36 protein-coding genes and 2 pseudogenes are annotated in these 24,364 nt (G+C 72.7%); 33 read left to right on the forward strand and 5 right to left on the reverse strand.

Annotation, left to right across the window (positions count from 1 at the left end; translation table 11 throughout):
• Positions 1–16: 16 nt before the first annotated feature.
• The 28 genes and pseudogenes from rplB to truA all read left to right on the forward strand — a co-directional run bounded on the left by rplB (position 17) and on the right by truA (position 16,556).
• Positions 17–850: a 50S ribosomal protein L2 gene (gene rplB, locus OF117_RS14050; RefSeq protein WP_263553463.1), complete on the forward strand. Its 834-nt coding sequence runs from the start codon at positions 17–19 to the stop codon at positions 848–850.
• 15 nt (positions 851–865) lie between these two features.
• Positions 866–1,147: a 30S ribosomal protein S19 gene (gene rpsS / locus OF117_RS14055; RefSeq protein ID WP_263553464.1), complete on the forward strand. Its 282-nt coding sequence runs from the start codon at positions 866–868 to the stop codon at positions 1,145–1,147.
• Between the two features lie 20 nt (positions 1,148–1,167).
• Positions 1,168–1,518: pseudogene (gene rplV / locus OF117_RS14060) on the forward strand (50S ribosomal protein L22); the annotation flags it as partial.
• 125 nt (positions 1,519–1,643) lie between these two features.
• The gene (rpsC, locus tag OF117_RS14065; protein ID WP_318014251.1) at positions 1,644–2,564 is read left to right on the forward strand and encodes a 30S ribosomal protein S3; all 921 of its coding nucleotides are present in this window, start codon (positions 1,644–1,646) and stop codon (positions 2,562–2,564) included.
• A 4-nt stretch (positions 2,565–2,568) separates the two neighbouring features.
• Positions 2,569–2,985, forward strand: coding sequence for a 50S ribosomal protein L16 (gene rplP / locus OF117_RS14070; protein WP_263553465.1), 417 nt, complete (start codon positions 2,569–2,571; stop codon positions 2,983–2,985).
• Positions 2,985–3,218 (forward strand): 50S ribosomal protein L29, encoded by a 234-nt coding sequence (gene rpmC / locus OF117_RS14075; protein ID WP_040338545.1) that lies wholly within the window; start codon positions 2,985–2,987, stop codon positions 3,216–3,218. Before rplP ends, rpmC begins: the two co-directional genes overlap by 1 nt.
• Positions 3,215–3,520 carry a 30S ribosomal protein S17 gene (rpsQ, locus tag OF117_RS14080; RefSeq protein WP_263553466.1) on the forward strand — a complete coding sequence of 102 codons (306 nt, stop codon included), beginning with the start codon at positions 3,215–3,217 and terminating at the stop codon, positions 3,518–3,520. The genes rpmC and rpsQ overlap by 4 nt, the downstream gene beginning before the upstream one ends.
• A 258-nt stretch (positions 3,521–3,778) precedes the next feature.
• Positions 3,779–4,147: a 50S ribosomal protein L14 gene (gene rplN / locus OF117_RS14085; protein ID WP_072919076.1), complete on the forward strand. Its 369-nt coding sequence runs from the start codon at positions 3,779–3,781 to the stop codon at positions 4,145–4,147.
• A 53-nt stretch (positions 4,148–4,200) separates the two neighbouring features.
• A complete protein-coding gene (rplX, locus tag OF117_RS14090; RefSeq protein WP_263553496.1) occupies positions 4,201–4,515 on the forward strand; it encodes a 50S ribosomal protein L24 in 315 nt (104 codons plus the stop codon).
• A 4-nt stretch (positions 4,516–4,519) separates the two neighbouring features.
• Positions 4,520–5,119: a 50S ribosomal protein L5 gene (gene rplE, locus OF117_RS14095; RefSeq protein WP_263553467.1), complete on the forward strand. Its 600-nt coding sequence runs from the start codon at positions 4,520–4,522 to the stop codon at positions 5,117–5,119.
• 20 nt (positions 5,120–5,139) lie between these two features.
• Positions 5,140–5,325 (forward strand): type Z 30S ribosomal protein S14, encoded by a 186-nt coding sequence (locus tag OF117_RS14100; protein WP_263553468.1) that lies wholly within the window; start codon positions 5,140–5,142, stop codon positions 5,323–5,325.
• A 149-nt stretch (positions 5,326–5,474) separates the two neighbouring features.
• Positions 5,475–5,885: a 30S ribosomal protein S8 gene (rpsH, locus tag OF117_RS14105; RefSeq protein WP_263553469.1), complete on the forward strand. Its 411-nt coding sequence runs from the start codon at positions 5,475–5,477 to the stop codon at positions 5,883–5,885.
• Between the two features lie 15 nt (positions 5,886–5,900).
• Complete coding sequence (gene rplF, locus OF117_RS14110; RefSeq protein ID WP_263553470.1) at positions 5,901–6,440, forward strand: 50S ribosomal protein L6; 540 nt, start codon at positions 5,901–5,903, stop codon at positions 6,438–6,440.
• Complete coding sequence (rplR, locus tag OF117_RS14115; RefSeq protein WP_263553471.1) at positions 6,440–6,862, forward strand: 50S ribosomal protein L18; 423 nt, start codon at positions 6,440–6,442, stop codon at positions 6,860–6,862. Before rplF ends, rplR begins: the two co-directional genes overlap by 1 nt.
• A 52-nt stretch (positions 6,863–6,914) precedes the next feature.
• Entirely contained in the window at positions 6,915–7,529 is a 615-nt protein-coding gene (gene rpsE, locus OF117_RS14120; RefSeq protein ID WP_263553472.1) for a 30S ribosomal protein S5, read from the forward strand.
• Position 7,530: 1 nt separating this feature from the next.
• Positions 7,531–7,713, forward strand: coding sequence for a 50S ribosomal protein L30 (rpmD, locus tag OF117_RS14125; RefSeq protein ID WP_263553473.1), 183 nt, complete (start codon positions 7,531–7,533; stop codon positions 7,711–7,713).
• A gap of 28 nt (positions 7,714–7,741) precedes the next feature.
• Positions 7,742–8,185 carry a 50S ribosomal protein L15 gene (gene rplO / locus OF117_RS14130; protein WP_263553474.1) on the forward strand — a complete coding sequence of 148 codons (444 nt, stop codon included), beginning with the start codon at positions 7,742–7,744 and terminating at the stop codon, positions 8,183–8,185.
• Between the two features lie 127 nt (positions 8,186–8,312).
• The gene (gene secY / locus OF117_RS14135) at positions 8,313–9,623 is read left to right on the forward strand and encodes a preprotein translocase subunit SecY (protein WP_263553475.1); all 1,311 of its coding nucleotides are present in this window, start codon (positions 8,313–8,315) and stop codon (positions 9,621–9,623) included.
• The gene (locus OF117_RS14140) at positions 9,623–10,204 is read left to right on the forward strand and encodes an adenylate kinase (RefSeq protein ID WP_263553476.1); all 582 of its coding nucleotides are present in this window, start codon (positions 9,623–9,625) and stop codon (positions 10,202–10,204) included. Before secY ends, OF117_RS14140 begins: the two co-directional genes overlap by 1 nt.
• A 96-nt stretch (positions 10,205–10,300) precedes the next feature.
• Entirely contained in the window at positions 10,301–11,104 is an 804-nt protein-coding gene (gene map, locus OF117_RS14145) for a type I methionyl aminopeptidase (protein ID WP_411969455.1), read from the forward strand.
• Positions 11,105–11,442: 338 nt separating this feature from the next.
• The gene (infA, locus tag OF117_RS14150) at positions 11,443–11,664 is read left to right on the forward strand and encodes a translation initiation factor IF-1 (protein WP_012950459.1); all 222 of its coding nucleotides are present in this window, start codon (positions 11,443–11,445) and stop codon (positions 11,662–11,664) included.
• Between the two features lie 77 nt (positions 11,665–11,741).
• Positions 11,742–11,855, forward strand: a complete 114-nt coding sequence (gene rpmJ, locus OF117_RS14155) for a 50S ribosomal protein L36 (RefSeq protein WP_104527728.1) — start codon at positions 11,742–11,744, stop codon at positions 11,853–11,855.
• A gap of 15 nt (positions 11,856–11,870) precedes the next feature.
• Positions 11,871–12,251 (forward strand): 30S ribosomal protein S13, encoded by a 381-nt coding sequence (gene rpsM / locus OF117_RS14160; RefSeq protein WP_263553478.1) that lies wholly within the window; start codon positions 11,871–11,873, stop codon positions 12,249–12,251.
• Between the two features lie 130 nt (positions 12,252–12,381).
• Positions 12,382–12,789: a 30S ribosomal protein S11 gene (gene rpsK, locus OF117_RS14165; RefSeq protein WP_014377968.1), complete on the forward strand. Its 408-nt coding sequence runs from the start codon at positions 12,382–12,384 to the stop codon at positions 12,787–12,789.
• 33 nt (positions 12,790–12,822) lie between these two features.
• Entirely contained in the window at positions 12,823–13,449 is a 627-nt protein-coding gene (rpsD, locus tag OF117_RS14170; protein WP_263553479.1) for a 30S ribosomal protein S4, read from the forward strand.
• A gap of 170 nt (positions 13,450–13,619) precedes the next feature.
• Positions 13,620–14,699, forward strand: a complete 1,080-nt coding sequence (locus tag OF117_RS14175; RefSeq protein ID WP_263553480.1) for a DNA-directed RNA polymerase subunit alpha — start codon at positions 13,620–13,622, stop codon at positions 14,697–14,699.
• 187 nt (positions 14,700–14,886) lie between these two features.
• A pseudogene (gene rplQ / locus OF117_RS22270) lies at positions 14,887–15,234 on the forward strand (50S ribosomal protein L17); the annotation flags it as partial.
• A gap of 548 nt (positions 15,235–15,782) precedes the next feature.
• Entirely contained in the window at positions 15,783–16,556 is a 774-nt protein-coding gene (gene truA, locus OF117_RS14185) for a tRNA pseudouridine(38-40) synthase TruA (RefSeq protein WP_263553497.1), read from the forward strand.
• A 171-nt stretch (positions 16,557–16,727) separates the two neighbouring features.
• On the opposite strand, the gene OF117_RS14190 is transcribed toward truA, so the two are convergent.
• Together OF117_RS14190 and OF117_RS14195 are read right to left on the reverse strand one after the other, a co-directional pair.
• A complete protein-coding gene (locus OF117_RS14190; RefSeq protein WP_263553481.1) occupies positions 16,728–17,393 on the reverse strand; it encodes an SDR family oxidoreductase in 666 nt (221 codons plus the stop codon).
• 28 nt (positions 17,394–17,421) lie between these two features.
• On the reverse strand, positions 17,422–18,012 hold the full coding sequence (locus tag OF117_RS14195; RefSeq protein ID WP_263553482.1) for a molybdenum cofactor guanylyltransferase: 591 nt from the start codon (positions 18,010–18,012) through the stop codon (positions 17,422–17,424).
• Positions 18,013–18,053: 41 nt separating this feature from the next.
• Here OF117_RS14195 and fdhD point away from each other — a divergent pair, with 41 nt between their 5' ends.
• Positions 18,054–18,884 carry a formate dehydrogenase accessory sulfurtransferase FdhD gene (gene fdhD / locus OF117_RS14200; protein ID WP_263553483.1) on the forward strand — a complete coding sequence of 277 codons (831 nt, stop codon included), beginning with the start codon at positions 18,054–18,056 and terminating at the stop codon, positions 18,882–18,884.
• An 83-nt stretch (positions 18,885–18,967) separates the two neighbouring features.
• Here fdhD and OF117_RS14205 read toward each other — a convergent pair whose 3' ends face one another.
• Genes OF117_RS14205 through glp form a run of 3 tightly spaced genes read right to left on the reverse strand, consistent with a single transcriptional unit; the run spans position 18,968 to position 21,155 of the window.
• Positions 18,968–19,480, reverse strand: coding sequence for a molybdenum cofactor biosynthesis protein B (locus tag OF117_RS14205; RefSeq protein WP_263553484.1), 513 nt, complete (start codon positions 19,478–19,480; stop codon positions 18,968–18,970).
• Positions 19,477–19,953, reverse strand: coding sequence for a cyclic pyranopterin monophosphate synthase MoaC (gene moaC / locus OF117_RS14210; protein WP_263553485.1), 477 nt, complete (start codon positions 19,951–19,953; stop codon positions 19,477–19,479). Before moaC ends, OF117_RS14205 begins: the two co-directional genes overlap by 4 nt.
• Positions 19,950–21,155 (reverse strand): gephyrin-like molybdotransferase Glp, encoded by a 1,206-nt coding sequence (gene glp, locus OF117_RS14215; RefSeq protein ID WP_263553486.1) that lies wholly within the window; start codon positions 21,153–21,155, stop codon positions 19,950–19,952. Before glp ends, moaC begins: the two co-directional genes overlap by 4 nt.
• Before the next feature lie 184 nt (positions 21,156–21,339).
• Here glp and OF117_RS14220 point away from each other — a divergent pair, with 184 nt between their 5' ends.
• The 4 genes from OF117_RS14220 (at position 21,340) to glmM (ending at position 24,260) form a co-directional block, all read left to right on the forward strand.
• Complete coding sequence (locus OF117_RS14220) at positions 21,340–21,825, forward strand: beta-class carbonic anhydrase (protein WP_263553487.1); 486 nt, start codon at positions 21,340–21,342, stop codon at positions 21,823–21,825.
• Between the two features lie 199 nt (positions 21,826–22,024).
• Positions 22,025–22,468, forward strand: coding sequence for a 50S ribosomal protein L13 (rplM, locus tag OF117_RS14225; protein ID WP_263553488.1), 444 nt, complete (start codon positions 22,025–22,027; stop codon positions 22,466–22,468).
• An 8-nt stretch (positions 22,469–22,476) separates the two neighbouring features.
• On the forward strand, positions 22,477–22,884 hold the full coding sequence (gene rpsI / locus OF117_RS14230; protein WP_263553489.1) for a 30S ribosomal protein S9: 408 nt from the start codon (positions 22,477–22,479) through the stop codon (positions 22,882–22,884).
• A gap of 23 nt (positions 22,885–22,907) precedes the next feature.
• The gene (gene glmM / locus OF117_RS14235) at positions 22,908–24,260 is read left to right on the forward strand and encodes a phosphoglucosamine mutase (RefSeq protein ID WP_263553490.1); all 1,353 of its coding nucleotides are present in this window, start codon (positions 22,908–22,910) and stop codon (positions 24,258–24,260) included.
• The last annotated feature ends 104 nt before the right edge of the window (positions 24,261–24,364 follow it).

Here is a 24,364-nt window from a genome sequence, read left to right on the forward strand (position 1 = left end):
AAGGGACGAAACACCCATGGCCATCCGCAAGTACAAGCCGACGACGCCGGGCCGCCGCGGCTCCAGCGTCGCCGACTTCGCCGAGGTCACCCGTGACCATCCCGAGAAGTCGCTGGTCCGGCCGCTGCACGGGCGCGGCGGGCGCAACGTCCACGGCAAGGTCACCGCGCGCCACCAGGGCGGTGGCCACAAGCGGGCCTACCGCGTCATCGACTTCAAGCGGGCCGACAAGGACGGCGTGCCGGCGAAGGTCGCGCACATCGAGTACGACCCGAACCGCACCTCGCGGATCGCGCTGCTGCACTACGCCGACGGGGAGAAGCGCTACATCATCGCGCCGGCGCGGCTCAAGCAGGGCGACGTCGTCGAGTGCGGCCCCTCGGCCGACATCAAGCCCGGCAACAACCTGCCGCTGCGGAACATCCCGGTCGGCACGGTGGTTCACGCCATCGAGCTCCGTCCCGGCGGCGGGGCGAAGATCGCCCGCTCGGCGGGCACGAGCGTGCAGCTGGTGGCCCGCGAGGGCCGGCTGGCGCAGCTGCGGATGCCGTCGGGCGAGATCCGCAACGTCGACGTCCGCTGCCGCGCGACGGTCGGCGAGGTGGGCAACGCCGAACAGTCGAACATCAACTGGGGGAAGGCCGGCCGCATGCGGTGGAAGGGCAAGCGCCCGACCGTCCGCGGTGTCGCCATGAACCCGGTCGACCACCCGCACGGTGGTGGTGAGGGCAAGACCTCCGGTGGCCGGCACCCGGTCAACCCGAAGGGCAAGCCGGAGGGCCGCACGCGCAAGCGGAAGGCCAGTGACGCCCTGATCGTGCGCCGCCGGCGCACCGGCAAGAAGCGCTGAGGAGTCTGACGCACGATGCCACGCAGCCTGAAGAAGGGCCCCTTCGTGGACGACCACCTGCTCAAGAAGGTGGACGCCCAGAACGAGAAGGGCACCAAGAACGTCATCCGCACCTGGTCGCGGCGCTCGACGATCATCCCCGACATGCTCGGGCACACGATCGCCGTGCACGACGGCCGCAAGCACGTGCCGGTGTTCGTGACCGAGGCCATGGTCGGGCACAAGCTCGGCGAGTTCGCGCCCACGCGCACGTTCCGTGGGCACGTCAAGGACGACCGCCGGTCGCGTCGCGGCTGAGCAGGCAGAGAGAGATGACGATGACTTCCCAGGTGGGACAGGAGGCACCGGCGGCCCGGGCGACGGCCCGGTTCGTCCGCGTGACCCCCATGAAGGCGCGCCGGGTGGTGGACCTCATCCGCTACCTGCCGACCGACGAGGCCCTGGCTCTGCTGCGCTTCGCACCGCAGAGCGCCAGCGAGCCGGTGGCCAAGGTGGTCGCCAGCGCGGTGGCCAACGCCGAGCACAACCTCCGGCTGGACCCCGACACGCTGGTCATCAGCGCCGCGTACGTCGACGAGGGGCCGACGCTCAAGCGCATCCGCCCGCGGGCCCAGGGGCGGGCCTACCGGATCAACAAGCGGACCAGCCACATCACCGTCGAGGTCAGCGAGGTCGCCACGAGCGCCGCGCTGGCGCAGAAGGCGCGCAAGGCGCGGCGGGAGACCGGGCAGTCCGGCACCTCCGACCGCCTCGACGGCCGACAGAAGCGCAGCACGAGGGGAGGGACCCGCTAGTGGGTCAGAAGGTCAACCCGCACGGGTTCCGGCTCGGCATCACCACCGACTACAAGTCCCGGTGGTACGCCGACAAGCTCTACAAGGACTACGTCAAGGAAGACGTGGCGATCCGCCGCCTCATGACCAAGGGCATGGAGCGGGCCGGCATCTCGAAGGTGGAGATCGAGCGCACCCGTGACCGGGTCCGCGTCGACATCCACACCGCCCGGCCGGGCATCGTCATCGGCCGCCGCGGCGCCGAGGCCGACCGCATCCGCGGCGAGCTGGAGAAGCTCACCGGCAAGCAGGTGCAGCTCAACATCCTCGAGGTCAAGAACCCCGAGGCCGACGCGCAGCTGGTCGCGCAGGCCGTCGCCGAGCAGCTCTCCAGCCGCGTCAGCTTCCGCCGCGCCATGCGCAAGGCGATGCAGGCCGCGCAGCGCAGCCCGCAGGTGAAGGGCATCCGGGTGCAGTGCTCGGGTCGCCTCGGCGGCACCGAGATGAGCCGGTCGGAGTTCTACCGCGAGGGCCGGGTGCCGCTGCACACGCTCCGCGCGAACATCGACTACGGCCTGTACGAGGCCCGTACCACCTTCGGCCGCATCGGCGTGAAGGTGTGGATCTACAAGGGCGACGTCAGCGGCTCGCGCGCCGAGCGGGAGGCCCTCGAGGCCCTCGCCGCGCGGCAGCAGCGGCGCGAGCGGGCCCAGCGCCCGCAGCGCCGCTCGGGGTCCAGCGGCACCACCGCCGGCGGCACCGAGGCCGGCCGCGCGGCCGCCGAGGCCCCCGCGGCCCCGGCGACCGGGCCGGCCGACGCCCCCGTGGCCACCTCCGGCGAGGCGCCCGCACCGGTCGTGGCGGACACCGCCGGGCCCGAGGGCACCTCGGTCGCGGAGTCGGCCGCCGACACCACCACGTCGACCGAGCAGGAGAGCTGACGCAATGCTGATCCCACGGCGCGTCAAGCACCGCAAGCAGCACCACCCCGACCGCTCCGGCCGGGCCAAGGGCGGCACCGCCATCAACTTCGGCGAGTACGCCATCCAGGCCCTCGAGCCCGCGTACGTGACCAACCGGCAGATCGAGTCAGCCCGGATCGCCATGACCCGGCACATCCGGCGTGGCGGCAAGGTGTGGATCACCATCTACCCCGACCGGCCGCTGACCAAGAAGCCCGCCGAGACCCGCATGGGCTCGGGCAAGGGCTCGCCGGAGTGGTGGGTCGCCAACGTCAAGCCCGGCCGGGTCATGTTCGAGCTCTCGGGCGTGGCCGAGCCGGTCGCCCGCGAGGCCATGCGCCGGGCCATCCACAAGCTGCCCATGAAGTGCCGCTTCATCACGCGCGAAGGAGAGGTGTGATGGCTGCCGGTCTGACCGCTCCGGAGCTGCGCGAGCTCTCGGCCGACGAGCTCGCCACGCGGCTGCGCGAGTCCAAGGAAGAACTGTTCAACCTGCGGTTCCAGGTGGCCACCGGCCAGCTGGACAACAACCGGCGGCTGCAGACCGTCCGCCGTGACATCGCGCGGATCTACACGATCATGCGCGAGCGCGAGCTCGGTCTCTCGGTCGCCCCGAACGAGGGTGTGGCATGAGCGAGTCACCGGAGGTCGCGCTCAGCCGCGCGTCGGGTCCCCAGCAGGCCGGCCGCGGCTACCGCAAGGTCCGGGAGGGCCTGGTGGTCAGCGACAAGATGCAGAAGACGATCGTCGTCGAGGTCGAGGACCGCGTGAAGCACGGCCTCTACGGCAAGGTCATCCGACGCACCAGCAAGCTGAAGGCGCACGACGAGAACGGCATCGCCGGCGTCGGCGACCGGGTGCAGATCATGGAGACCCGACCGCTGTCGGCCACCAAGCGCTGGCGACTGGTCGAGGTCTTGGAGAAGGCGAAGTAACCGCACGCCTCGCTGGGCGGCTCACCTCACACGGACCGGAGGAGGACGCCCCGGCGGCGCCGGGTATCGTGGTCAGTCGGCTTTGATCGGCCGGCGACCACGGTGCCGGCCCGGTTCCCGTGAAGATCGTCCGGCGCCAGCCGGACGCCGACGGGGGATCCGAGCGAAGCGAGCATCCCCTCGGAACGACAGGCAGCCGCGCGTAGCGCATCAAGGCAGTTAGAGGTCGCACACAGTGCGACGGACACGGAGTGCGAAGTGATTCAGCAGGAGTCGCGACTGCGGGTCGCCGACAACACCGGAGCGAAGGAGATCCTCTGCATCCGCGTTCTCGGCGGCTCCGGGCGACGCTACGCGGGCATCGGTGACGTCATCGTCGCCACCGTGAAGGACGCGCTGCCCGGTGCCGGGGTCAAGCGGGGTGACGTGGTCAAGGCCGTCGTCGTCCGCACGGCGAAGGAGCGCCGTCGTCCGGACGGTTCCTACATCCGCTTCGACGAGAACGCCGCGGTCATCATCCGCGACAGCGGCGACCCCCGCGGGACGCGCATCTTCGGCCCCGTCGGTCGCGAACTGCGCGACAAGCGCTTCATGCGGATCATCTCGCTCGCCCCGGAGGTGCTCTGACCATGGCGAACAGCAAGACGAAGTCCGCGACGAGCCGCAAGAAGGCGCCGTCGATGAAGGTGAAGAAGGGCGACAAGGTCCTCGTGCTCGCGGGCAAGGACCGGGGTGCCACCGGCCGGGTCATCGCCGCCTATCCGCAGGACCAGAAGGTCCTCGTCGAGGGCGTCGGCCGGGTCAAGAAGCACACCCGGATCAGCACCTCGCAGCGCGGCGCCCAGCAGGGCGGCATCGTCACCCAGGAGGCGCGCATCCACGTGAGCAACGTGATGGTGCTCGACTCCGAGGACAAGCCGACCCGGGTCGGCTACCGCTTCGACGAGGAAGGCCGCAAGGTCCGGGTCTCGCGGCGCACCGGTAAGGACCTCTGAACCCATGCCCGCAACCACGGAGAGCGCACCCACCCGTGAGCTGCCCCGGCTGCTCGCCCGCTACCGCGAGGAGATCGCGCCGGCGCTGCAGTCCGAGTTCGGCCACGGCAACGTCATGCAGATCCCGCGGCTGACCAAGATCGTGGTCAACATGGGCGTCGGCGAGGCCACCCGAGACGCCAAGCTGATGGACGGCGCCGTCCGCGACCTGACCGCCATCACCGGTCAGAAGCCGGCCGTCGTCCGGGCCCGCAAGTCCATCGCCCAGTTCAAGCTGCGCGAGGGCATGCCGATCGGCGCCAAGGTCACCCTCCGCGGGGACCGGATGTGGGAGTTCCTCGACCGGCTGCTGTCCCTGGCGCTGCCCCGCATCCGCGACTTCCGCGGTCTGTCGGCCAAGCAGTTCGACGGCCACGGCAACTACACGTTCGGTCTGACCGAGCAGTCGATGTTCCGCGAGATCGACGTCGACAAGATCGACCGGCCGCGCGGCATGGACATCACGCTGGTCACCACCGCCACCAACGACGACGAGGGCCGCGAGCTGCTGCGCCTGCTCGGCTTCCCCTTCGCCGGCCAGCCCGTCGTGCAGACCACCCGCTGAGCCGGGCAGGGAGAGAAGAGATGGCCAAGAAGGCTCTGATCAACAAGGCGGCCCGCAAGCCGAAGTTCGCCGTCCGCGCGTACACCCGCTGCCAGCGCTGCGGCCGGCCGCACGCGGTCTTCCGCAAGTTCGGCCTCTGCCGGATCTGCCTGCGGGAGATGGCGCACGCCGGGGAGCTCCCCGGTGTGAGCAAGTCCTCGTGGTAGAAGGACCCGGCTGCCCCCCACGACACGCTTCGCGCGCCGCGGGTCCCTGCAGCCGGGCCGCTCCATCAAATCACTGAACACCGAGAGGCCCCGCCCGACGGCACCAGCCGGACGGCGAGAGGAACCGCGGTGAGAGAGGCACCACCGCCATGACGATGACCGACCCGATCGCGGACATGCTGACGCGTCTGCGCAATGCCAACCAGGCGTACCACGACTCCGCGGTCATGCCGTCCTCGAAGCTGAAGACGCACATCGCCGAGATCCTCGAGCAGGAGGGCTACATCTCCGGCTGGCGCGTCGACGACGTCGAGACGGACGGGCACACCTTCAAGCAGCTCGTGATCGACCTGAAGTACGGGCCCAACCGGGAGCGCAGCATCGCCGGGGTCCGCCGGGTCTCCAAGCCGGGCCTGCGGGTGTACGCGAAGTCCAACGCCCTGCCCAAGGTGCTCGGCGGTCTCGGCGTGGCGATCATCTCGACCTCGACCGGGCTGCTGACCGACAAGCAGGCGACCAAGAAGGGCGTGGGCGGGGAAGTCCTCGCCTACGTCTGGTAAGGGAGCGATCTGACGATGTCACGGATCGGACGACTGCCGATTCCCGTGCCGGGTGGTGTCGACGTCACCATCGACGGCCAGTCGATCAGCGTGAAGGGCCCCAAGGGCACGCTGTCGCACACGGTAGCGGCACCCATCAGCGTCGAACGCGACGACGACGGCACGCTGCGGGTCACCCGCCCCGACGACGAGCGGCAGAGCCGTGCCCTGCACGGCCTGTCGCGCACGCTGATCGCCAACATGATCACGGGTGTGACCGAGGGTTACACCAAGACGCTGGAGATCGTCGGCGTCGGCTACCGCGTGCAGGCCCGGGGCTCGGACCTCGAGTTCGCGCTCGGCTTCAGCCACCCGGTGCCGGTCAAGGCGCCCGAGGGCATCTCCTTCACCGTCGAGTCGCCCACCCGGCTGCGGGTCAGCGGCATCGACAAGCAGCAGGTCGGCGAGGTCGCGGCCAAGATCCGCAAGATCCGCCGTCCCGACCCCTACAAGGGCAAGGGCGTGCGGTACCAGGGCGAGGTCATCAAGCGCAAGGTCGGGAAGACGGGTAAGTGATGGCTCAGGCAACAGCTTCCAAGCGCGGGAAGACCGCCGGCGGCCGCAAGCCGGTCGGCACCGACGTCAGCACCGCCCGCCGCGTCTCGCGGCTGCGCCGGCACACCCGGCTGCGCAAGCGCGTCTCGGGCACGCCCGAGCGCCCGCGTCTCGTCGTCAACCGCAGCTCCCGGCACATCCACGTGCAGGTGGTCGACGACACGGCCGGCCGCACGCTGGTCAGCGCGTCGACGATGGACGCCAGCCTCCGCGGCGCCGAGGGCGACAAGTCCGCCCTGGCCCGCCGGGTCGGTGCGCTGGTCGCCGAGCGGGCGGCGGCCGCCGGCATCACCGCGGTCGTGTTCGACCGCGGCGGCAACCGGTATGCGGGGCGGATCGCCGCGCTCGCCGACGGGGCCCGCGAGGGCGGGCTGGACTTCTGATGAGCGCCGCACCCACCAGTGTCGCGCCAACGATGATCGAGAGGGACGTCTGATGCCAGGACCACAGCGACGCGGCGGCGGCGCCGGCGGCGGCAACGACCGCCGCGACCGCCGTGACGGCGGGCGGGGCCCCGGGGGCGCGTCCGCCGAGAAGAGCGCCTTCCTCGAGCGCGTGGTGGCCATCAACCGCGTGTCCAAGGTCGTCAAGGGCGGCCGGCGGTTCAGCTTCACCGCGCTGGTCGTCGTCGGCGACGGCGACGGCACCGTGGGCGTGGGCTACGGCAAGGCCAAGGAGGTGCCCGCGGCCATCGCCAAGGGCGTCGAGGAGGCCAAGAAGCACTTCTACCGGGTGCCGCGCATCGCCAGCACCATCCCGCACCCGGTCCAGGGCGAGGCGGCGGCAGGTGTCGTGCTGCTCAAGCCGGCCAGCCCGGGTACCGGTGTCATCGCCGGTGGTCCGGTGCGCGCCGTGCTGGAGTGCGCCGGCATCCACGACGTGCTCTCCAAGAGCCTCGGGTCGTCCAACCCGATCAACATCGTCCACGCCACCATGCAGGCGCTGAAGGACCTCGTCCGCCCCGAGGAGATCGCCGCCCGCCGCGGGCTGCCGCTCGAGGACGTCGCCCCGGCCGCCATGCTGCGGGCGCGCGCCGGCCAGGGGGTCTGACGTGGTACAGCTCAAGGTCACCCAGGTCCGGTCGGCCATCGGTACCAAGCCCAACCAGCGGGCCACGCTGCGCGCGCTGGGCCTCAAGCGGATCAACGACTCGGTCGTCCAGCAGGACCGTCCGGAGATCCGCGGGATGGTCGCGACCGTGCCGCACCTGGTGCGCGTCGAAGAGATCAGCTGAGCAGAGATCGGCGAGTAGGGAAGCTTCCATGACCATCAAGGTCCACCACCTGCGCCCGGCCCCCGGCGCCCACACCCCCAAGACCCGCGTGGGTCGCGGGGAGGGCTCCAAGGGCAAGACCGCCGGTCGCGGCACCAAGGGCACCGGCGCGCGCGGCAACGTCTCGGCCCGCTTCGAGGGCGGCCAGACACCGCTGCACATGCGGCTGCCCAAGTTGTCCGGGTTCAAGAACCGCAACAAGGTCGTCTTCCAGGTCGTGAACCTGGACCGGATCGCCACGCTGTTCCCGCAGGGCGGGTCCATCGACCCCGACAGCCTGGCCGACGCCGGCGCCGTGCGGCGCGGCCGGCCGGTCAAGGTGCTCGGCACCGGCGACCTCGGCGGCATCGAGGTGCACGTGCACGCGCACGCGTTCTCGTCGTCCGCGGCCGAGAAGATCGGCGCGGCCGGGGGCAGCACCACCCGCATCTAGAAGGACCCCCTGCCCCCGCCACGCGCGAGCGCGCGGCGGGGCAGGGGGTCACTGGCGCGGTCCGGCGGCTTCCGCAGCCGCCGGGCCGCGCATTGCTAATCTCGACGGACCGAGCAGGGGAGGGCACGTGCTGCAGGCGTTCGCTGCGGCGTTCCGGACGCCAGACCTCCGGCGCAAGCTGCTGTTCTCCTTGGCGATCATCGCCGTCTACCGGCTGGGCGCCGCGGTGCCCGGGCCGGGGGTGTCGGTCCAGGCGATCAACAGCTGCCTCGAGGCCGCGCAGGCCTCCGACCAGCGGGACGTCTACTCGCTGGTCAACCTGTTCAGCGGCGGCGCGCTGCTGAGGCTGAGCGTGTTCGCGCTCGGGATCATGCCCTACATCACCGCCAGCATCATCGTGCAGCTGCTGGTCGTGGTCATCCCGCGGTTCGAGCAGCTGAAGAAGGAAGGGCAGTCGGGCCAGCAGAAGCTGACGCAGTACACCCGCTACCTGACCATCGCGCTCGCCGTCCTGCAGAGCACCGGCATCATCGCGCTGGCCCGCAGCGGCCAGCTCTTCCCGAACTGCAGCGAGCAGATCATCCCGTCGGACTCGGTGTGGACGACGGTGGTCCTCGTCATCGCGCTCACCGCCGGCACCGCGTTGATCATGTGGCTGGGTGAGCTGCTCACCGAGAAGGGGATCGGCAACGGCATGTCCGTGCTGATCTTCACCTCGATCGCGGCGCGGATCCCCGCCGAGGGCGGCGCGATCCTGCAGACCCGCGGCGCGGTGGTCTTCTCCCTCGTCTGCGCGCTGGCGTTGCTGATCATCGGCGCCGTCGTCTACGTCGAGCAGGCGCAGCGCCGCATCCCGGTCCAGTACGCCAAGCGGATGGTCGGCCGCCGCATGTACGGCGGCACCTCCACCTACCTGCCGCTCAAGGTCAACCAGGCCGGCGTCATCCCGGTCATCTTCGCCTCGTCGCTGCTCTACCTGCCGCAGCTGATCAGCCAGTTGCAGGGGAACGAGACCGGCCCCGTCCGGCAGTTCTTCGAGAACTACGTCATCGACCAGAGCAGCCCCGTGCACGTCGCCCTCTACTTCGGGCTGATCGTCTTCTTCACGTACTTCTACGTGTCGATCACGTTCAACCCGGAGGAGCGTGCCGACGACATGAAGCGCTACGGCGGCTTCATCCCCGGCATCAGACCGGGCCGGCCGACCGCGGAGTACCTGCAGTACGTGCTCTCCCGGATCACCCTCCCCGGTTCGATCTACCTCGGACTCGTGGCAGTGTTGCCCAACCTCTTCCTGTCGATCACGCAGGAGGGGCAGAACCAGAACTTCCCGTTCGGCGGGACCGCGGTGCTGATCATGGTCGGAGTGGGGTTGGAGACGGTGAAGCAGATCGAGACGCAGCTCAACCAGCGCAACTACGAAGGGTTCCTGAAGTAGTGCGCGTCGTGCTGCTCGGCCCCCCGGGGGCCGGCAAGGGGACGCAGGCGCAGATCATCGCCGGGAAGCTCGGCGTGCCGGCCATCTCGACCGGTGACATCTTCCGCGCCAACGTCAGCGGCCGGACCGAGCTCGGCCAGCAGGCCAAGACCTACATGGACGCCGGCGACCTCGTGCCCGACGAGATCACCGTCGCCATGGTGAGGGACCGCCTGGCCGAACCCGACGCCGAGGTCGGCTTCCTCCTCGATGGCTTCCCGCGCACCATCGCCCAGGCCGAGCAGCTGCGCGAATCGCTCGCCGAGCTGGGTACCGGCCTGGACCGCGTGCTCGAGCTCGTGGTCGAGGAGGAGGAGCTGGTCCGCCGCCTCTCCGGGCGGCGGATGCTCGTCGACGGGAAGATGGTGCAGCGGGAGGACGACAAGCCCGAGACCGTGCGCCACCGGCTCGAGGTCCACCGGGAGCAGACCGCGCCGCTGTCGGACTTCTACGAGGCCGAGGGTCTGCTGGTGACGATCGGCGCCGTCGGGTCGGTCGAGGAGGTCACCGCCCGGGCGATGGCCGCGCTCGGTCGCGCCTGACCGCGGGGCGGCGGCCCGGAGGGTGAGCGGCGGGACGGCGACATGGGTGCAGGCTGGCTCTCGGCGGTCCCGCTGCTGGCGAAGTGGAGTGGACGGATGATCCAGATCAAGACGGCGCACGAGATCGAGTTGATGCGCGGCGCGGGGCTGGTCGTCGCCGGGGCCATCGCCGCGGTGCGGGCGGCCGTACGCCCCGGGGTGACCACCGGTGAGCTCGACGCGATCGCCGAGGACCACATCCGCAGCAGGGGGGCGATCCCGTCGTTCCTGGGCTACCACGGCTTCACCGGCAGCATCTGCGCCTCGATCAACGACGAGATCGTGCACGGGATCCCCGACCCGCGGCGCGCGCTCGCCCTGGGCGACAACATCTCCATCGACTGCGGAGCGATCCTGCACGGCTGGCACGGCGACTCGGCGGTCACCGTCACGGTGGGGGAGCCGTCGGCCGAGGACGCGGCGCTGATCGACGTGACCGAGCGCTCCATGTGGGCCGGTCTGGCGCGCGCCGTCGCCGGTGGCCGGCTGACCGACATCAGCCACGCGGTCGAGCAGGTCGTCGTCGCCGAGTCCCACCCCTACGGCATCGTCGACCACTACGGCGGGCACGGCATCGGCACGGAGATGCACCAGGACCCGCACGTGCTGAACTACGGCCGGCCCGGCCGCGGGCCCAGGCTGGTGCCCGGGCTGGCGCTGGCCATCGAGCCGATGGTCACCGTGGGCGACCCGGCGACGGTGGAGCTCGAGGACGGCTGGACCGTCGTCACCAAGGACGGCTCGCGCGCCGCGCACTTCGAGCACACCGTGGCGATCACCCCCGAGGGGCCGTGGGTCCTCACGGCCGAGGACGGCGGGGTGGCGGGCCTCGCCCCCTTCGGGATCACGCCCCGCTCCTGAGCGGCAGGGCACGCCGCGTCGGCTGGGCGCCACCGGGCGGGCATAGGAAGCTATGCCTGCATCCTGGGCCCCCACACCGTAGGCAGAGCTTCCAATGCCCGGGCAGCGCCGGAGGATGGAGCCTGCGGTGTGATCGGGGCCCGGTTGGAGAGGCGAGCCGGGCCGGGGTACAGTGAGCGGTGGCGCTAGCGCCGTCCCGTCGTCGTGCTGTGGCCGCGTGACCCGGGGCGCCCTCTGCGAGAGCGCCGGCACCACCTGTTCTGCAATTCCCGAGCGAGCCCGTGCCGTGCACCGGCGTGGGCGCGCACCGCAGCGAGATCGAGGAGGCCGTGTCGGGCATGGCGAAGAAGGACGGGGCCATCGAGGTCGAGGGTCGCGTCGTCGAGCCGCTGCCCAACGCGATGTTCCGGGTCGAGCTGCAGAACGGGCACCGGGTGCTCGCCCACATCAGCGGCAAGATGCGCCAGCACTACATCCGCATCCTGCCCGAGGACCGCGTCGTCGTGGAGCTCTCGCCCTACGACCTGACGCGCGGTCGCATCGTCTACCGCTACAAGTAACCAAGTGACCGCCGCGGCCGCGCAGCCGGACAGCTGCGCGACCGGCGCACGAGACAGAGAACGAGGGGGCGGCACCGGTGAAGGTCCAGCCGTCGGTGAAGACCATCTGTGACAAGTGCAAGGTGATCCGCCGGCACGGCCGGGTCATGGTCATCTGCGACAACGCCCGGCACAAGCAGCGCCAGGGCTGAGGGAGTAGCTACAACATGGCACGACTGGCCGGCGTCGACCTGCCCCGCGAGAAGCGGATGGAGATCGCGCTCACCTACATCTACGGCATCGGTAAGGCGCACGCCAAGGAGACCCTGGCCGCCACCGGCGTCAGCCCGGACCTCCGGGTCAGGGACCTCGGTGACGACGACCTGCTGAAGCTGCGCGACTACATCGACGAGCACTTCCGCGTCGAGGGTGACCTGCGCCGCGAGGTCGCCGCGGACATCCGCCGCAAGGTGGAGATCGGCTGCTACCAGGGGCTGCGGCACCGCCGCGGGCTGCCCGTCCACGGCCAGCGCACCCGCACCAACGCGCGCTCGAGCAAGGGCCCGCGCAAGACCATCGCCGGCAAGAAGAAGGCCGGCAAGAAGTAGGAGAAGGACCCCGGCGCCCCCAGCCCTCGCTCCGCTCGGGCCGGGCCCCTGCGCCGGGGCCGTTCCAGCCCCTCACCCGGGGCCGTCCAGCCCCTCACCTCGGCCACGAAAGACAAGAGGAACCGGATACATGCCTCCCAGGGCTCGCGCCGCTGCCGGCGCCAAGAAGGTCCGCCGCAAGGAGAAGAAGAACGTCGCGCACGGCGCGGCGCACATCAAGAGCACGTTCAACAACACGATCGTGTCGATCACCGACCCGAACGGGAACGTGATCAGCTGGGCCTCCGCCGGCCACGTCGGCTTCAAGGGGTCGCGCAAGTCCACGCCGTTCGCCGCGCAGATGGCCGCCGAGAACGCCGCGCGCAAGGCGCAGGAGCACGGCATGCGCAAGGTCGACGTCTTCGTGAAGGGTCCCGGCTCGGGTCGCGAGACCGCGATCCGGTCCTTGCAGGCCACCGGCCTCGAGGTCGGCCAGATCCAGGACGTCACCCCGCAGCCGCACAACGGCTGCCGCCCCAAGAAGCGCCGCCGGGTCTGACCGGCCACCGACGAGAGCGAAGGTAGAAAAGACGTGGCCCGTTACGCCGGAGCCGACTGCCGCCTGTGCCGGCGGGAGAAGATGAAGCTGTTCCTCAAGGGCAGCAAGTGCGAGTCCCCGAAGTGCCCGATCGAGATCCGCCCCTACCCGCCGGGCGAGCACGGCCGGGGCCGCAGCAAGGACAGCGAGTACCTGCTGCAGCTGCGCGAGAAGCAGAAGGCCCGCCGCATCTACGGCGTCCTCGAGAAGCAGTTCCGCGGCTACTACGAGGAGGCCAACCGCAAGACCGGCAAGACCGGCGAGGTCCTGCTGCAGATCCTCGAGTCGCGGCTGGACAACGTGGTCTACCGGGCCGGCCTGGCCGAGTCCCGCGACATGGCGCGCCAGCTCGTGCGCCACGGCCACATCCGGGTCAACGGCCGCAAGGTCGACATCCCCAGCTACCGACTGGGTGAGCGCGACATCATCGAGGTCGCTGAGAAGTCGCGGCAGCTCGTGCCGTTCCAGATCGCCCAAGCCCGCGCCGGCGAGCGTCCCGTGCCGGCCTGGCTGGAGGTCATCAGCAGCCAGCTCAAGGTGCTCGTCCACGGCGTCCCCGCGCGCCAGGTCATCGACACCCCCGTGCAGGAGCAGCTGATCGTCGAGCTCTACTCCAAGTAGCGGAAGGACCCCCTCGCTCCCCACCACGCGCTCGGCGCGCGGCGGGTCCCGGCGAGGGGGCCGTTCCATCGCCTCACCACGGCCCGGCGGGCGGACGGATGCCCGCCGGGACCTGCACGACCCCTCGCGGCGTCATATGGCGGGCGCCGGAGGAACCAGGAGGAACGACCATGCTCATCGCACAGCGCCCCACCCTGACCGAGGAGACGATCACCGAGCAGCGCTCGCGGTTCATCGTCGAGCCGCTGGAGCCCGGCTTCGGCTACACCCTCGGCAACTCCCTGCGCCGCACGCTCCTCTCCTCGATCCCCGGCGCGGCCGTCACGAGCATCCGGATCGAGGGCACCCTGCACGAGTTCACCACCGTGCCGGGCGTCAAGGAGGACGTCACCGAGATCATCCTCAACCTCAAGGGCCTGGTGGTCAGCTCCGACTCGGACGAGCCGGTGACCATGTACCTGCGCAAGCAGGGTCCCGGTGAGGTGACGGCGGCAGACATCGCTCCGCCGGCCGGCGTCGAGGTGCACAACCCCGACCTGCACATCGCCACCCTCAACGGCAAGGGTCGGCTGGAGATCGAACTGGTCGTCGAGCGCGGCCGCGGCTACGTCCCGGCCCCGCAGAACAAGCAGCCGGGCCAGGAGATCGGCCGCATCCCCGTCGACTCCATCTACTCGCCGGTGCTCAAGGTGACCTACGCCGTCGAGGCCACCCGCGTCGAGCAGCGCACCGACTTCGACCGGCTGGTCGTCGACGTCGAGACCAAGCCCTCCATCGCGCCGCGCGACGCGATCGCCAGCGCCGGCTCGACGCTGGTCGAGCTGTTCGGCCTGCTGCGCGAGCTGAACCTGGAGGCCGAGGGCATCGAGGTCGGGCCGTCGCCGGCCGAGGCCGCCGACATCGCCAACTTCTCGATGCCGATCGAGGACATGGACCTCACCGTCCGGTCCTACAACTGCCTCAAGCGCGAGGGCGTGCACACCGTCGGGGAGCTGGTGACCCGGTCGGAGGCCGACCTGCTCGACATCCGCAACTTCGGGGCCAAGTCGATCGACGAGGTCAAGATGAAGCTGGCGGCCATGGGCCTGGCCCTCAAGGACAGCCCGCCCGGGTTCATCCCCAGCTCGGTCGAGAGCTACGACGAGGGCTACGAGACCGACGCCTACCAGGGCACCGCCGACTACGGGAACCCGTACGGCGACGTCCAGGAGTACGCCGAGGGCGACTACCGGGAGACCGAGCAGCTCTGACAGGAGCCCGCCCTCCCCACCCCACGAGGCTCGGGGTGGGACCTGGGACGGGCCGCACCCGTGGCCTGCAGCGGGGCCGGGCCGGACGGCAGCCCGCCGTCCGGCCCGGACCGGCCACCCGCCACACTGAACGGACGAAGGACCGCAGCCGCGCACCGACCGCCCGGCCGCCCGAGGAAGGACCGACATGCCCACCCCCACCAAGGGCCCCCGTCTCGGCGGGTCCCCCGCGCACGAGCGGCTGATGCTGGCCAACCTGGCCACGTCGCTGTTCGAGCACGGGCGGATCACCACCACCGAGACGAAGGCCAAGCGGTTGCGCCCGTTCGCCGAGAAGCTGGTCACCTTCGCCAAGCGCGGTGACCTGCACGCCCGGCGGCAGGTCATGCGGACCATCCGGGACAAGGACGTGGTGCACACCTTGTTCGCCGAGATCGGTCCCCGGTTCGCGAACCGGCCGGGCGGCTACACCCGCATCACCAAGGTGGGGTCGCGCAAGGGTGACAACGCGCCGATGGCGGTCATCGAGCTCGTCGAGGCGCTGACCGTGGCCCAGCAGGCGGTCGGCGAGGCCGAGCGCGCCCGCGGCACCCGCTTCGCCTCGGGCGCCGGCGCTGCCGCCGCCTCCGGTGAGGTCACCGCCGACGCCGTCGAGGCGGCCGAGGCCGGTAGCAACGTCAGCCCGGACACCCCCGACGACGCGGCCGCCGTCGGCACCGGCGAGGACGCCGGTCCCGGTGGGGACACCTCCCCGGCGGCCACCGGCGGCGCCGTCGACGAGGAGGCGCAGGAGGTCGTCACCGACGTGTACAACCCCGACGACGAGGTGCAGGACGAGAACGCCGTGACGCCCCAGCCGAGGGCGCAGAACACCGCGGTTGTCGACGACCCGGCCCTCTCGCCGGAGCTGGCCGACGCCACCGCCGCCGAGGTCAACGCCGCGGAGAGCACGGACGCCGCAACCGCCGGCACCCAGGCGCCGGGCGGCGAGGCCGCACCGGACCCGAAGTAACCCTCATCACCAACCCGACCGACGAGCCCGCCACCGCACCCGGTGGCGGGCTCGTCCGCCTCCGGCTCCGGATCGCCTACGACGGGACGGCGCTGCACGGCTGGGCCCGCCAGCCCGGGCAGCGGACCGTGCAGGGCGAGCTGGAGGACGCCCTGGCCACGGTGCTGCGCTGCCCGGTGCCGCTGACCGTGGCCGGGCGCACCGACGCCGGTGTGCACGCGACCGGCCAGGTGGCGCACGGCGACGTGCCGCGCGCCCCGTGGGTGGAGCACCGGGAGCGGCTGCTGCGCAGGCTGCGCGGAGTGCTGCCGCCCGACGTCGCCGTGACCGCCGTCGACGAGGCGCCCCCGGACTTCGACGCCCGCTTCGGCGCGCTCGCCCGGCACTACGTCTACCGGCTGACCGACGGCCCGGCCGGTCCGCCGCCGCTGCGCCGGGCGGACACCGTCGGCTGGCCGCGCGCCCTCGACGCGGAGGCGATGGCCCGGGCGGCCGGCGCGCTGCGCGGCGAGCGCGACTTCGCCGCCTTCTGCCGGCGCCGTGAAGGGGCGAGCACGGTGCGCACGCTCCTCGCGCTGGACGTCGCCCGCGACGGCGACCTGGTGACCGTTGCCGCCGCCGCCGATGCGTTCTGCCACTCGATGGTGCGCAGCCTGGTCGGCGCGCTGCTGGTCGTGGGCGAGGGGCGTCGCCCGACCGGCTGGCCGGCGGGCCTGCTCGCCCGCACCCGGCGGGCCGACGAGGTGCCGGTGGCACCCGCCGGAGGCCTCACCCTGGTCCGCGTCGACTACCCGGCCGACGCCGAGCTGGCCGCCCGTGCGCTGGTCACCCGGGCGCGTCGGTAGAAGGACCCCGTCCTCCCCACCCCTCGCACGCTCGGGGCAGTGCCCCGGGCGGGGCCGTTCCATCAGGGAACCTTCCCACCCCTCTCACGCTCGGGGCGGTGCCCTGGACGGTGGAAGGACCCCGTCCTCCCCACCCCTCGCACACTCGGGGCAGTGCCCCGGACGGGGCCGTCAGGGAAGCGAGGCGACCGCCTCCGCCACCGGGGTGTCACCGGCGACGAGTTCGACCACGGCCCCGTCCCGGGGGTCGTCGAGCAGGGCGAGCAGCACGGCGGCGACGTCGTCCCGCGGCACCTGCCCCCGCGCGACGGAGCGGGCCAGGGTGACCCGTCCCGTGCCGGGGTCGTCGGTCAGGCCGCCGGGGCGGACGACGGTCGCGGCAACGCCCCGGCGGGCGAGCAGGTCCTGTTCCGCGGCGAGCTTGGCCCGCAGGTAGGCGACGAAGACCGGATCCGCGCCCTGCGGCGTCCGGCCGCCGGCGACGCCCTCTACGCCCATCGACGACACCAGCAGGTAGCGCCGGACACCGGCCCGCTCCGCGGCGTCGGCCAGCAGCACGGCGGCGCCGCGGTCGACGGTGTCCTTGCGCGCGGCGCCGCTGCCCGGGCCCGCGCCGGCGGCGAAGACCACGGCGTCGGCTCCCGCCACGACACCGGCGACGTCGTCGACCGAGGCCCGCTCGAGGTCGAGGACGGCGGGCTCGACGCCGTCGGCCGACAGATCGGTGGCGTGGTCGGGACTGCGGACGATGCCGACGACGGTGTCGCCCCGGGCCGACAGCAACCGGCCGAGGCGGCGCGCGACCTTCCCGTGGGCGCCGGCGATGACGATGCGCATGCCGCCGCGCTACCCGTGTGGCGGCCGCCTACTCCGGCGGGACGGCCGCGCGGGCACGGGCGAGGTCGGCCGGGGTGTCGCAGTCGGTCCACGGTGGCGGCTGCCCCGGGGCGGGGGACGTCCGCAGCCGGTCGACGGCCAGCGGGGCGAGCAGCGACCGCAGCGACGTCGGGCCGCGGACGTCGTCGACGGCCGCCCGCAGCGCCGCCGTCCGCCAGGCGCCGAGCAGGTACTGGTCCCGGCCGGCGTCGTCGACGACCAGGACGCCGTCCCGGGTGAGCCCGGCGCGCAGCGCGCGGACCACCTCGGAGGTGACGAAGGGCAGGTCGCCGGCCAGGACGACGAGCACCTCGGTGCCCACCCCGGCGAGCCCGGCCCGCAGCGCCGGCACCGGGCCGCCGCCGGGCGGCTGCTCCCGGACGACGCGCACGCCGCCGGGCACCGGCTGCGGCGGGCCCACGACGACCCGTTCGGCGGCGTCGGCGACGGCGTCGAGGACGGCGGCCAGCATGGTGCGCCCGCCGACGACGAGCTGCGGCTTGGCCTGCCCGCCCAGGCGCGCGGCTCGGCCCCCGGCCAGCACCACGGCGGTGTAGGGCGGCGGCTGCTGCGGGGGCACGAGCAGACGGTAGGCCGCCGGGCGTGGGTACCGTCCTCGGCGTGGGACGAGTCACCAGCCGTACGTCCGTGCTGCGCATCCGTGGGGCCTCGCGGACCACCCGGCCCGACACGGTCGCCGCGGAGGAGCCGCTGGAGATCCGGCTGCGGGGTGAGCCGCTCGCGGTGACCATGCGCACGCCCGGGCACGACTTCGATCTCGTGCACGGCTTCCTCGCCACCGAGGGCGTGATCGGCTCGGCCGACGACGTGGCGGGGCTGCGCTACTGCGAGGGCGTCGACGACGAGGGCCGCAACACCTACAACGTCGTCGACGTCGACCTGGCCGACGGGGTGGAGCCGCCGGACACCGCGCTGGACCGCAACTTCTACACCTCCAGCTCGTGCGGCGTCTGCGGCAAGGCCAGCATCGACGCCATCCGCACGAAGACCCGCCACGACGTCGCCGCCGACGCCGTCCGCCTGCCGCTGTCCGTGCTGCTCGCCCTGCCCGACCGGCTCCGCGCCGCGCAGCAGGTCTTCGACAGGACCGGGGGCCTGCACGCGGCCGGGCTGTTCACCGCCGGCGGCGAGCTGGTCGCGCTGCGGGAGGACGTCGGCCGGCACAACGCCGTCGACAAGGTGGTCGGCGACGCGGTCCGCGCCGGTCGCCTGCCGCTCGCCGGGCACGTGCTCATGGTCAGCGGGCGGGCGAGCTTCGAGCTCACGCAGAAGGCCGCGATGGCCGGCGTCCCGGTGCTCGCCGCAGTGTCGGCCCCGTCGTCGCTGGCCGTGGAGCTGGCCCGCGACGCCGGCATCACGTTGATCGGCTTCCTCCGCGGCGACGGCTGCAACGTCTACACCTGCCCGGAGCGCCTGGTCCTGCCCGATTGACCGGTGTCGGCTCGCACAGGCATTGGAAGCTTTGCCCACGGCCTGCGTCGCGAAATCGGGGGGCAAAGCTTCCAATGCCCTGGTCAGGCGTGGTCGCCGCCGCGGAGCTGGCCGACGACGTGGGGGAGCAGCGGGGCCAGGACGGCCAGCCCGTCGCGCACGCCGCCGGTCGAGCCGGGCAGGTTGACGATCAGCGTGCGGGCGGCGGTCCCCGCCAGCCCGCGGGACAGCACGGACGTCGGCACGTGCGCCTCCCCGTAGCGGCGCACCGCCTCGGCCAGGCCCGGCGCCTCCCGCTCGATCACCGCCCGGGTGGCCTCCGGGGTCACGTCGGTCGGGGACAGGCCGGTGCCGCCGGTCGTGAGGACGACGTCGGCGCCGGACGCGACCGCCTCGCGCAGCACCACCTCCAGCTCGGCCACGTCGTCCGGCCGCACGTGCGGGCCTTCGACGTCGAACCCCAGCTCCCGCAGGCCCTCGGCCAGCGCCCGCCCGCTGCGGTCCTCGTAGACGCCGAACGCCGCCCGGTTGGAGGCGGTGACGACGACCGCGCGGGCGCCCTCGGGCAGTGCGACGTGGTGCGGCCCGGCGCTCACCGGGTCCACACCCCGCTCGTGCCGCCGGACTTGGCCAGCAGCCTGACGTCGGTGATCACCGCCCGCGGGTCGACGGCCTTGACCATGTCGACCAGCGTCAGCCCGGCCACCGCCACCGACGTCAGCGCCTCCATCTCCACGCCGGTCCGGTCGGCGGTGCGCGCCGTCGCGGTGATCTCGACCGCGTCGTCGGCGACCTCGACGTCCACGGTGACACCGTGCAGCGCGATCGGGTGGCACAGCGGCACCAGGTCCGGCGTCCGCTTGGCGCCGGCGATGCCGGCGATGCGGGCGACGGCGACCGCGTCGCCCTTGGGCACCCCCTCGCCGCGCAGCAGCGCCACCACCTCGGGGCTGACCAGCACCCGCCCGGCCGCGGTGGCCTCGCGGGCGGTGACCGGCTTGGCGCTGACGTCGACCATGCGGGCGGCACCGCGCTCGTCGACGTGGGTCAGTCCGGGTTCCGGGGTCACTGGAGGGCTCCTTCGATCAGGACGACGTCGACCTCCGCGCCCGCGGGCAGCTCGGTGACGTCCTCGGGCACGACGACCAGGCAGTTGGCGCGGGCCAGGTGGGCGACGAGGTGCGAGCCGGGGCCGCCCACCTGGGAGACCTGGCCCCCGGCGTAGCGGCCGCGGAGGTACTGCCGCTTGCCGGCCGGCGACCGCAGCGCTCCGGTCAACCGGGCCGGCGCGTGCAGGCGGTCGGGATGGGTGTGCCCCAGCGCCCGGCGCAGCGCGGGGCGGACGAAGACCTCGAAGGAGACGAACGAGCTGACCGGGTTGCCGGGCAGGGTGGTCACCGGGACGCCGTCGACCGTCCCGGCACCCTGCGGGCCTCCGGGCTGCATCGCCACCTTGGTGAACTCGACCGTGCCCAGCTCGCGGAAGGCGTCCTTGACCACCTCGTACGCGCCGGCGCTCACCCCGCCACTGGTGATCAGCAGGTCGGCCCCGGCCAGCTCGCCGCGCACGGCGGCGAGGAACTGGGCCACGTCGTCGGGCACGAAGTGCAGCGTGCGGGCCTCCCCGCCGGCGTCCTCGATCGCGGCGGCGAGCAGGGTCGAGTTCGATTCGTAGATCTGCCCCCGCTGCAGCGGCTCGCCCGGCCGCACCAGCTCGCTGCCGGTGGACAGCACCAGCACCCGCGGGCGGCGCCGGACGGTCAGCGACGTCACGCCGACGGCGGCGGCCAGGCCGAGCTGGGCCGCGCCGAGCGCGGTGCCGGCGGGCAGGGCCAGCGCCCCCTCCGCGATGTCCTCACCCGCCCGGCGCAGGTGGGTGCCGCGGGCGGGGGTGCCGCGGATCTCGACGACGTCGGTCGCGCCGTCGGTGAGCTCGACCGGCACGACGACGTCCGCGCCGGGCGGCAGCGGGGCGCCGGTCATGATGCGCTGGACGGTGGCCGGCTGCAACGGGACCACGTCGGTGCGCCCGGCCGGGACGTCCGCGGCGACCGGCAACCGGACCGGCGTGCCGCCGGCCGCGGGGGAGACCTCAGCCCAGCGGGCCGCGTAGCCGTCCATCGCCGAGTTGTCGAAGCCCGGCAGCGCCACCCGGGCGTGCACGTCCCGGGCGAGCACCCGGCCGTTGGCGGCGGCGAGGGGCACCTCCTCCTCGGGCAGCAGCGGGAGCAGGGCCGCGACGACCGCCTGGTGTTCCTCGACCGTCCGCACGGGCACATCCTCGCCGATGGCCGACGTCCGGGTGCGCGGGCGGGCGGTGCGCGACCAGGAGCGCGGGCGGCCGGACCTCGAACTCGGGGCGACGGTCGCGCCCGACCGCAGGAGCCCGCCGGGCCGGACCGGGATCGGGCCCGGCGCCGGGATAGGGTCCGCCCGTGAGGCGGACGGAGGGCGCATGACCGAGATCGACCGGATGCTGGCCGCCAACGAGGAGTGGGCGGCCACCTTCCCGGGGCCCCTGCCGGCGCCCCCGGCGCGCGGGGTGGCCGTCGTCGCCTGCATGGACGCCCGCATGCCGCTGTTCCCCATGCTCGGGCTCTCGGTCGGGGACGCGCACGTGATCCGCAACGCCGGAGGGGTCGTCACCGAGGACACGCTGCGCTCGCTCACCGTCTCGCAGCACCTGCTCGGCACGCGCGAGATCCTGCTGGTCCACCACACCGGTTGCGGCCTGCAGGGCGCGGACGACAGCTCCTTCGCCGGCCAGGTGGAGCGGGCGACCGGCGTCCGACCGCCGTGGGTCCTGCGCTCGTTCATCGACGTGCACGAGGACGTCCGCGAGTCGATCCGGCTGCTCAAGGCCTGCCCCTACCTGCTGTCGCACGACATCCGCGGCACGGTGTACGACGTCGAGACCGGCCGCCTGCACGAGGTGCGCTGAACCCGCGGACTGCCACGCGGCCCCGTCCCGAGGCTCGCCCCTGAGCCTGGGAGGGCTGCGGAGGACGGGGTCGTTCGACTGGTATCGTGATCGGCCGGCGCGCGCGAGCCGGCTGGTGCTGCGCGCGACCGCGCCGTCTCCCGTGTTCGGCGAGGCGATCCCACCAGCCGCCCCGACGACGACGGAGGACACGAGCGCCGTGCGCACGTACTCACCCAAGCCCGGCGAGGTCGCCCGGGCCTGGCACGTCATCGACGCCACCGACGTGGTGCTCGGTCGACTCGCCAGCCAGACCGCGACGCTGCTCCGCGGCAAGCACAAGCCGCAGTACGCCCCGCACGTGGACGTCGGCGACTTCGTCGTCATCGTCAACGCGGGCAAGGTGGCGCTGACCGGGAGCAAGCGGGACGAGAAGATCGCGTACCGCCACTCCGGCTACCCGGGCGGCCTCAAGCGGATCAACGTCGGCGACCAGCTGCGCACCCACCCGGACCGCGTGATCGAGCGCGCCGTCAAGGGCATGCTGCCGCACAACAGCCTCGGCCGGCAGATGCTCAAGAAGCTGAAGGTGTACGCCGGGCCCGAGCACCCGCACGCCGCCCAGCGTCCGCAGACCTTCGAGATCAAGCAGGTGGCCCAGTGAGCAGCCCGATGACCGTGACCGACGCCGAAGGGCGTCCCGTCCAGACCGTGGGCCGGCGCAAGGAGGCCGTCGTCCGCGTGCGGCTCGTGCCCGGGACCGGCCAGTTCCGCCTCAACGGCCGCAGCCTGGAGCAGTACTTCCCCAACAAGGTGCACCAGCAGCTCATCCGCGAGCCGCTGGTCACCCTGGAGAAGGCCGAGCAGTACGACGTGGTCGGCATCCTCAAGGGCGGTGGCGTCACCGGCCAGGCCGGCGCGCTGCGCCTGGCCATCGCCCGCGCCCTCATCGAGGTCGAGGCCGACGACCGTCCGGCGCTGAAGAAGGCCGGCTTCCTCACCCGCGACGCGCGGGTCAAGGAGCGCAAGAAGTACGGGCTCAAGAAGGCCCGCAAGGCCCCGCAGTACTCCAAGCGCTGACCGGCGCGACGGGGGAGTCGCTGATGGGCGGCCGCCTGTTCGGGACCGACGGCGTGCGGGGCCGGGCGAACGACGACCTCACCCCGGAGCTCGCCCTCTCGGTCGTGCGCGCCGCCGCGAGCGTGCTGGCCGACCGCGACGGGACCTCGCGTCCCGTCGCGGTCGTCGGGCGCGACCCGCGGGCCAGTGGCGAGATGCTCGAGGCCGCGGTCGTCGCGGGCCTGGCCAGCGCCGGTGCCCAGGTGCTCCGCGCCGGCGTCCTGCCGACGCCGGCGCTGGCGTTCCTCACCGAAAGCACCGGTGCCGACCTCGGGGTCATGATCTCGGCCAGCCACAACCCGATGCCCGACAACGGCATCAAGCTGTTCAGCCGGGGCGGGCACAAGCTGCCGGACGCCGTCGAGGCCGAGATCGAGCGCATCGTCACCGTCCTCCGCCGCCGGACGGACACCCATCGACCCGTGGGTGCGGAGATCGGCCGGGTCGGTGACCTGCCCCGGGCTGCGGACACCTACGTCGACCACCTGCTGTCGACCGTCGACCGGCCGCTGTCGGGCATCCGGCTGGTCGTCGACGGGGCTCACGGCGCGGCGGCGGCCATCGCCCCCGAGGTCTACCGCCGCGCCGGTGCCGAGGTGCACGCCATCGGTTGCCGGCCGGACGGGTGGAACATCAACGACGGCGTCGGGTCCACCCACCTGGGGCCGCTGGTCGAGGCGGTGCGCGCGCAGCGGGCCGACCTGGGCATCGCGCACGACGGGGACGCCGACCGCTGCCTCGCCGTGACCGCCGATGGCGAGGTGGTCGACGGCGACGCGATCCTGGCCGTCTGCGCGTTGGCGCTGCACGAGCGCGGCGCGCTCAAGGAGGACACGGTCGTCGCGACCGTGATGAGCAACCTCGGTTTCCACCACACCATGCGCGACGCCGGCATCGCCGTGCTGACCACCGCGGTGGGCGACCGTTACGTGCTCGAGGCGCTGCGTGCCCGTGGGCTCAGCCTCGGCGGGGAGCAGAGCGGGCACCTGGTCTTCCTCGAGCACGCCACCACCGGCGACGGCCTGCTGACCGCGCTGGCGCTGCTCTCCCGGATGGCCGAGACGGGCTCGTCGCTCGCGCGGCTGGCGTCGGTGGTGCACCGGCTCCCGCAGACGCTGGTTAACGTGCCGGTGTCCGACCGGCTCGCGGTGGTGGAGAGCGACGAGGTGGCCGGGGCGGTCAACGCCGTGGAGGCCGAGCTGGGCGATTCCGGGCGGGTGCTGCTGCGCCCCTCGGGCACCGAGCAGCTGGTCCGCGTCATGGTGGAGGCCCCGACCCAGCGCCAGGCCGACGAGGTCGCCAACCGCCTGGCCGGCGTGGTCGCCGCCGTCAGCTGAGCGGACCCCGACCGAGGAGCGACGGGGGGCTCGGCGTGGGCCGGGGACGGCTCTTGGTGGCGGTGTCGTGACGAGCGGGGGCCCGGAGGGTCCCCCGAGGAGCG

Origin of the sequence: Geodermatophilus sp. YIM 151500 (genome assembly GCF_025716945.1) — a bacterium.
Taxonomy (GTDB): domain Bacteria; phylum Actinomycetota; class Actinomycetes; order Mycobacteriales; family Geodermatophilaceae; genus YIM-151500.

Coding starts and splice junctions, on each gene's coding strand:
- rplB (WP_263553463.1), top strand. CDS start 17: ATGGCCATCCGCAAGTACAAGCCGACGACGCCGGGCCGCCGCGGCTCC.
- rpsS (WP_263553464.1), top strand. CDS start 866: ATGCCACGCAGCCTGAAGAAGGGCCCCTTCGTGGACGACCACCTGCTC.
- rplP (WP_263553465.1), top strand. CDS start 2,569: ATGCTGATCCCACGGCGCGTCAAGCACCGCAAGCAGCACCACCCCGAC.
- rpmC (WP_040338545.1), top strand. CDS start 2,985: ATGGCTGCCGGTCTGACCGCTCCGGAGCTGCGCGAGCTCTCGGCCGAC.
- rpsQ (WP_263553466.1), top strand. CDS start 3,215: ATGAGCGAGTCACCGGAGGTCGCGCTCAGCCGCGCGTCGGGTCCCCAG.
- rplX (WP_263553496.1), top strand. CDS start 4,201: ATGAAGGTGAAGAAGGGCGACAAGGTCCTCGTGCTCGCGGGCAAGGAC.
- rplE (WP_263553467.1), top strand. CDS start 4,520: ATGCCCGCAACCACGGAGAGCGCACCCACCCGTGAGCTGCCCCGGCTG.
- OF117_RS14100 (WP_263553468.1), top strand. CDS start 5,140: ATGGCCAAGAAGGCTCTGATCAACAAGGCGGCCCGCAAGCCGAAGTTC.
- rpsH (WP_263553469.1), top strand. CDS start 5,475: ATGACGATGACCGACCCGATCGCGGACATGCTGACGCGTCTGCGCAAT.
- rplF (WP_263553470.1), top strand. CDS start 5,901: ATGTCACGGATCGGACGACTGCCGATTCCCGTGCCGGGTGGTGTCGAC.
- rplR (WP_263553471.1), top strand. CDS start 6,440: ATGGCTCAGGCAACAGCTTCCAAGCGCGGGAAGACCGCCGGCGGCCGC.
- rpsE (WP_263553472.1), top strand. CDS start 6,915: ATGCCAGGACCACAGCGACGCGGCGGCGGCGCCGGCGGCGGCAACGAC.
- rplO (WP_263553474.1), top strand. CDS start 7,742: ATGACCATCAAGGTCCACCACCTGCGCCCGGCCCCCGGCGCCCACACC.
- map (WP_411969455.1), top strand. CDS start 10,301: ATGATCCAGATCAAGACGGCGCACGAGATCGAGTTGATGCGCGGCGCG.
- infA (WP_012950459.1), top strand. CDS start 11,443: ATGGCGAAGAAGGACGGGGCCATCGAGGTCGAGGGTCGCGTCGTCGAG.
- rpsM (WP_263553478.1), top strand. CDS start 11,871: ATGGCACGACTGGCCGGCGTCGACCTGCCCCGCGAGAAGCGGATGGAG.
- rpsK (WP_014377968.1), top strand. CDS start 12,382: ATGCCTCCCAGGGCTCGCGCCGCTGCCGGCGCCAAGAAGGTCCGCCGC.
- OF117_RS14175 (WP_263553480.1), top strand. CDS start 13,620: ATGCTCATCGCACAGCGCCCCACCCTGACCGAGGAGACGATCACCGAG.
- OF117_RS14190 (WP_263553481.1), bottom strand. CDS start 17,393: ATGCGCATCGTCATCGCCGGCGCCCACGGGAAGGTCGCGCGCCGCCTC.
- OF117_RS14220 (WP_263553487.1), top strand. CDS start 21,340: ATGACCGAGATCGACCGGATGCTGGCCGCCAACGAGGAGTGGGCGGCC.
- rpsI (WP_263553489.1), top strand. CDS start 22,477: ATGACCGTGACCGACGCCGAAGGGCGTCCCGTCCAGACCGTGGGCCGG.
- glmM (WP_263553490.1), top strand. CDS start 22,908: ATGGGCGGCCGCCTGTTCGGGACCGACGGCGTGCGGGGCCGGGCGAAC.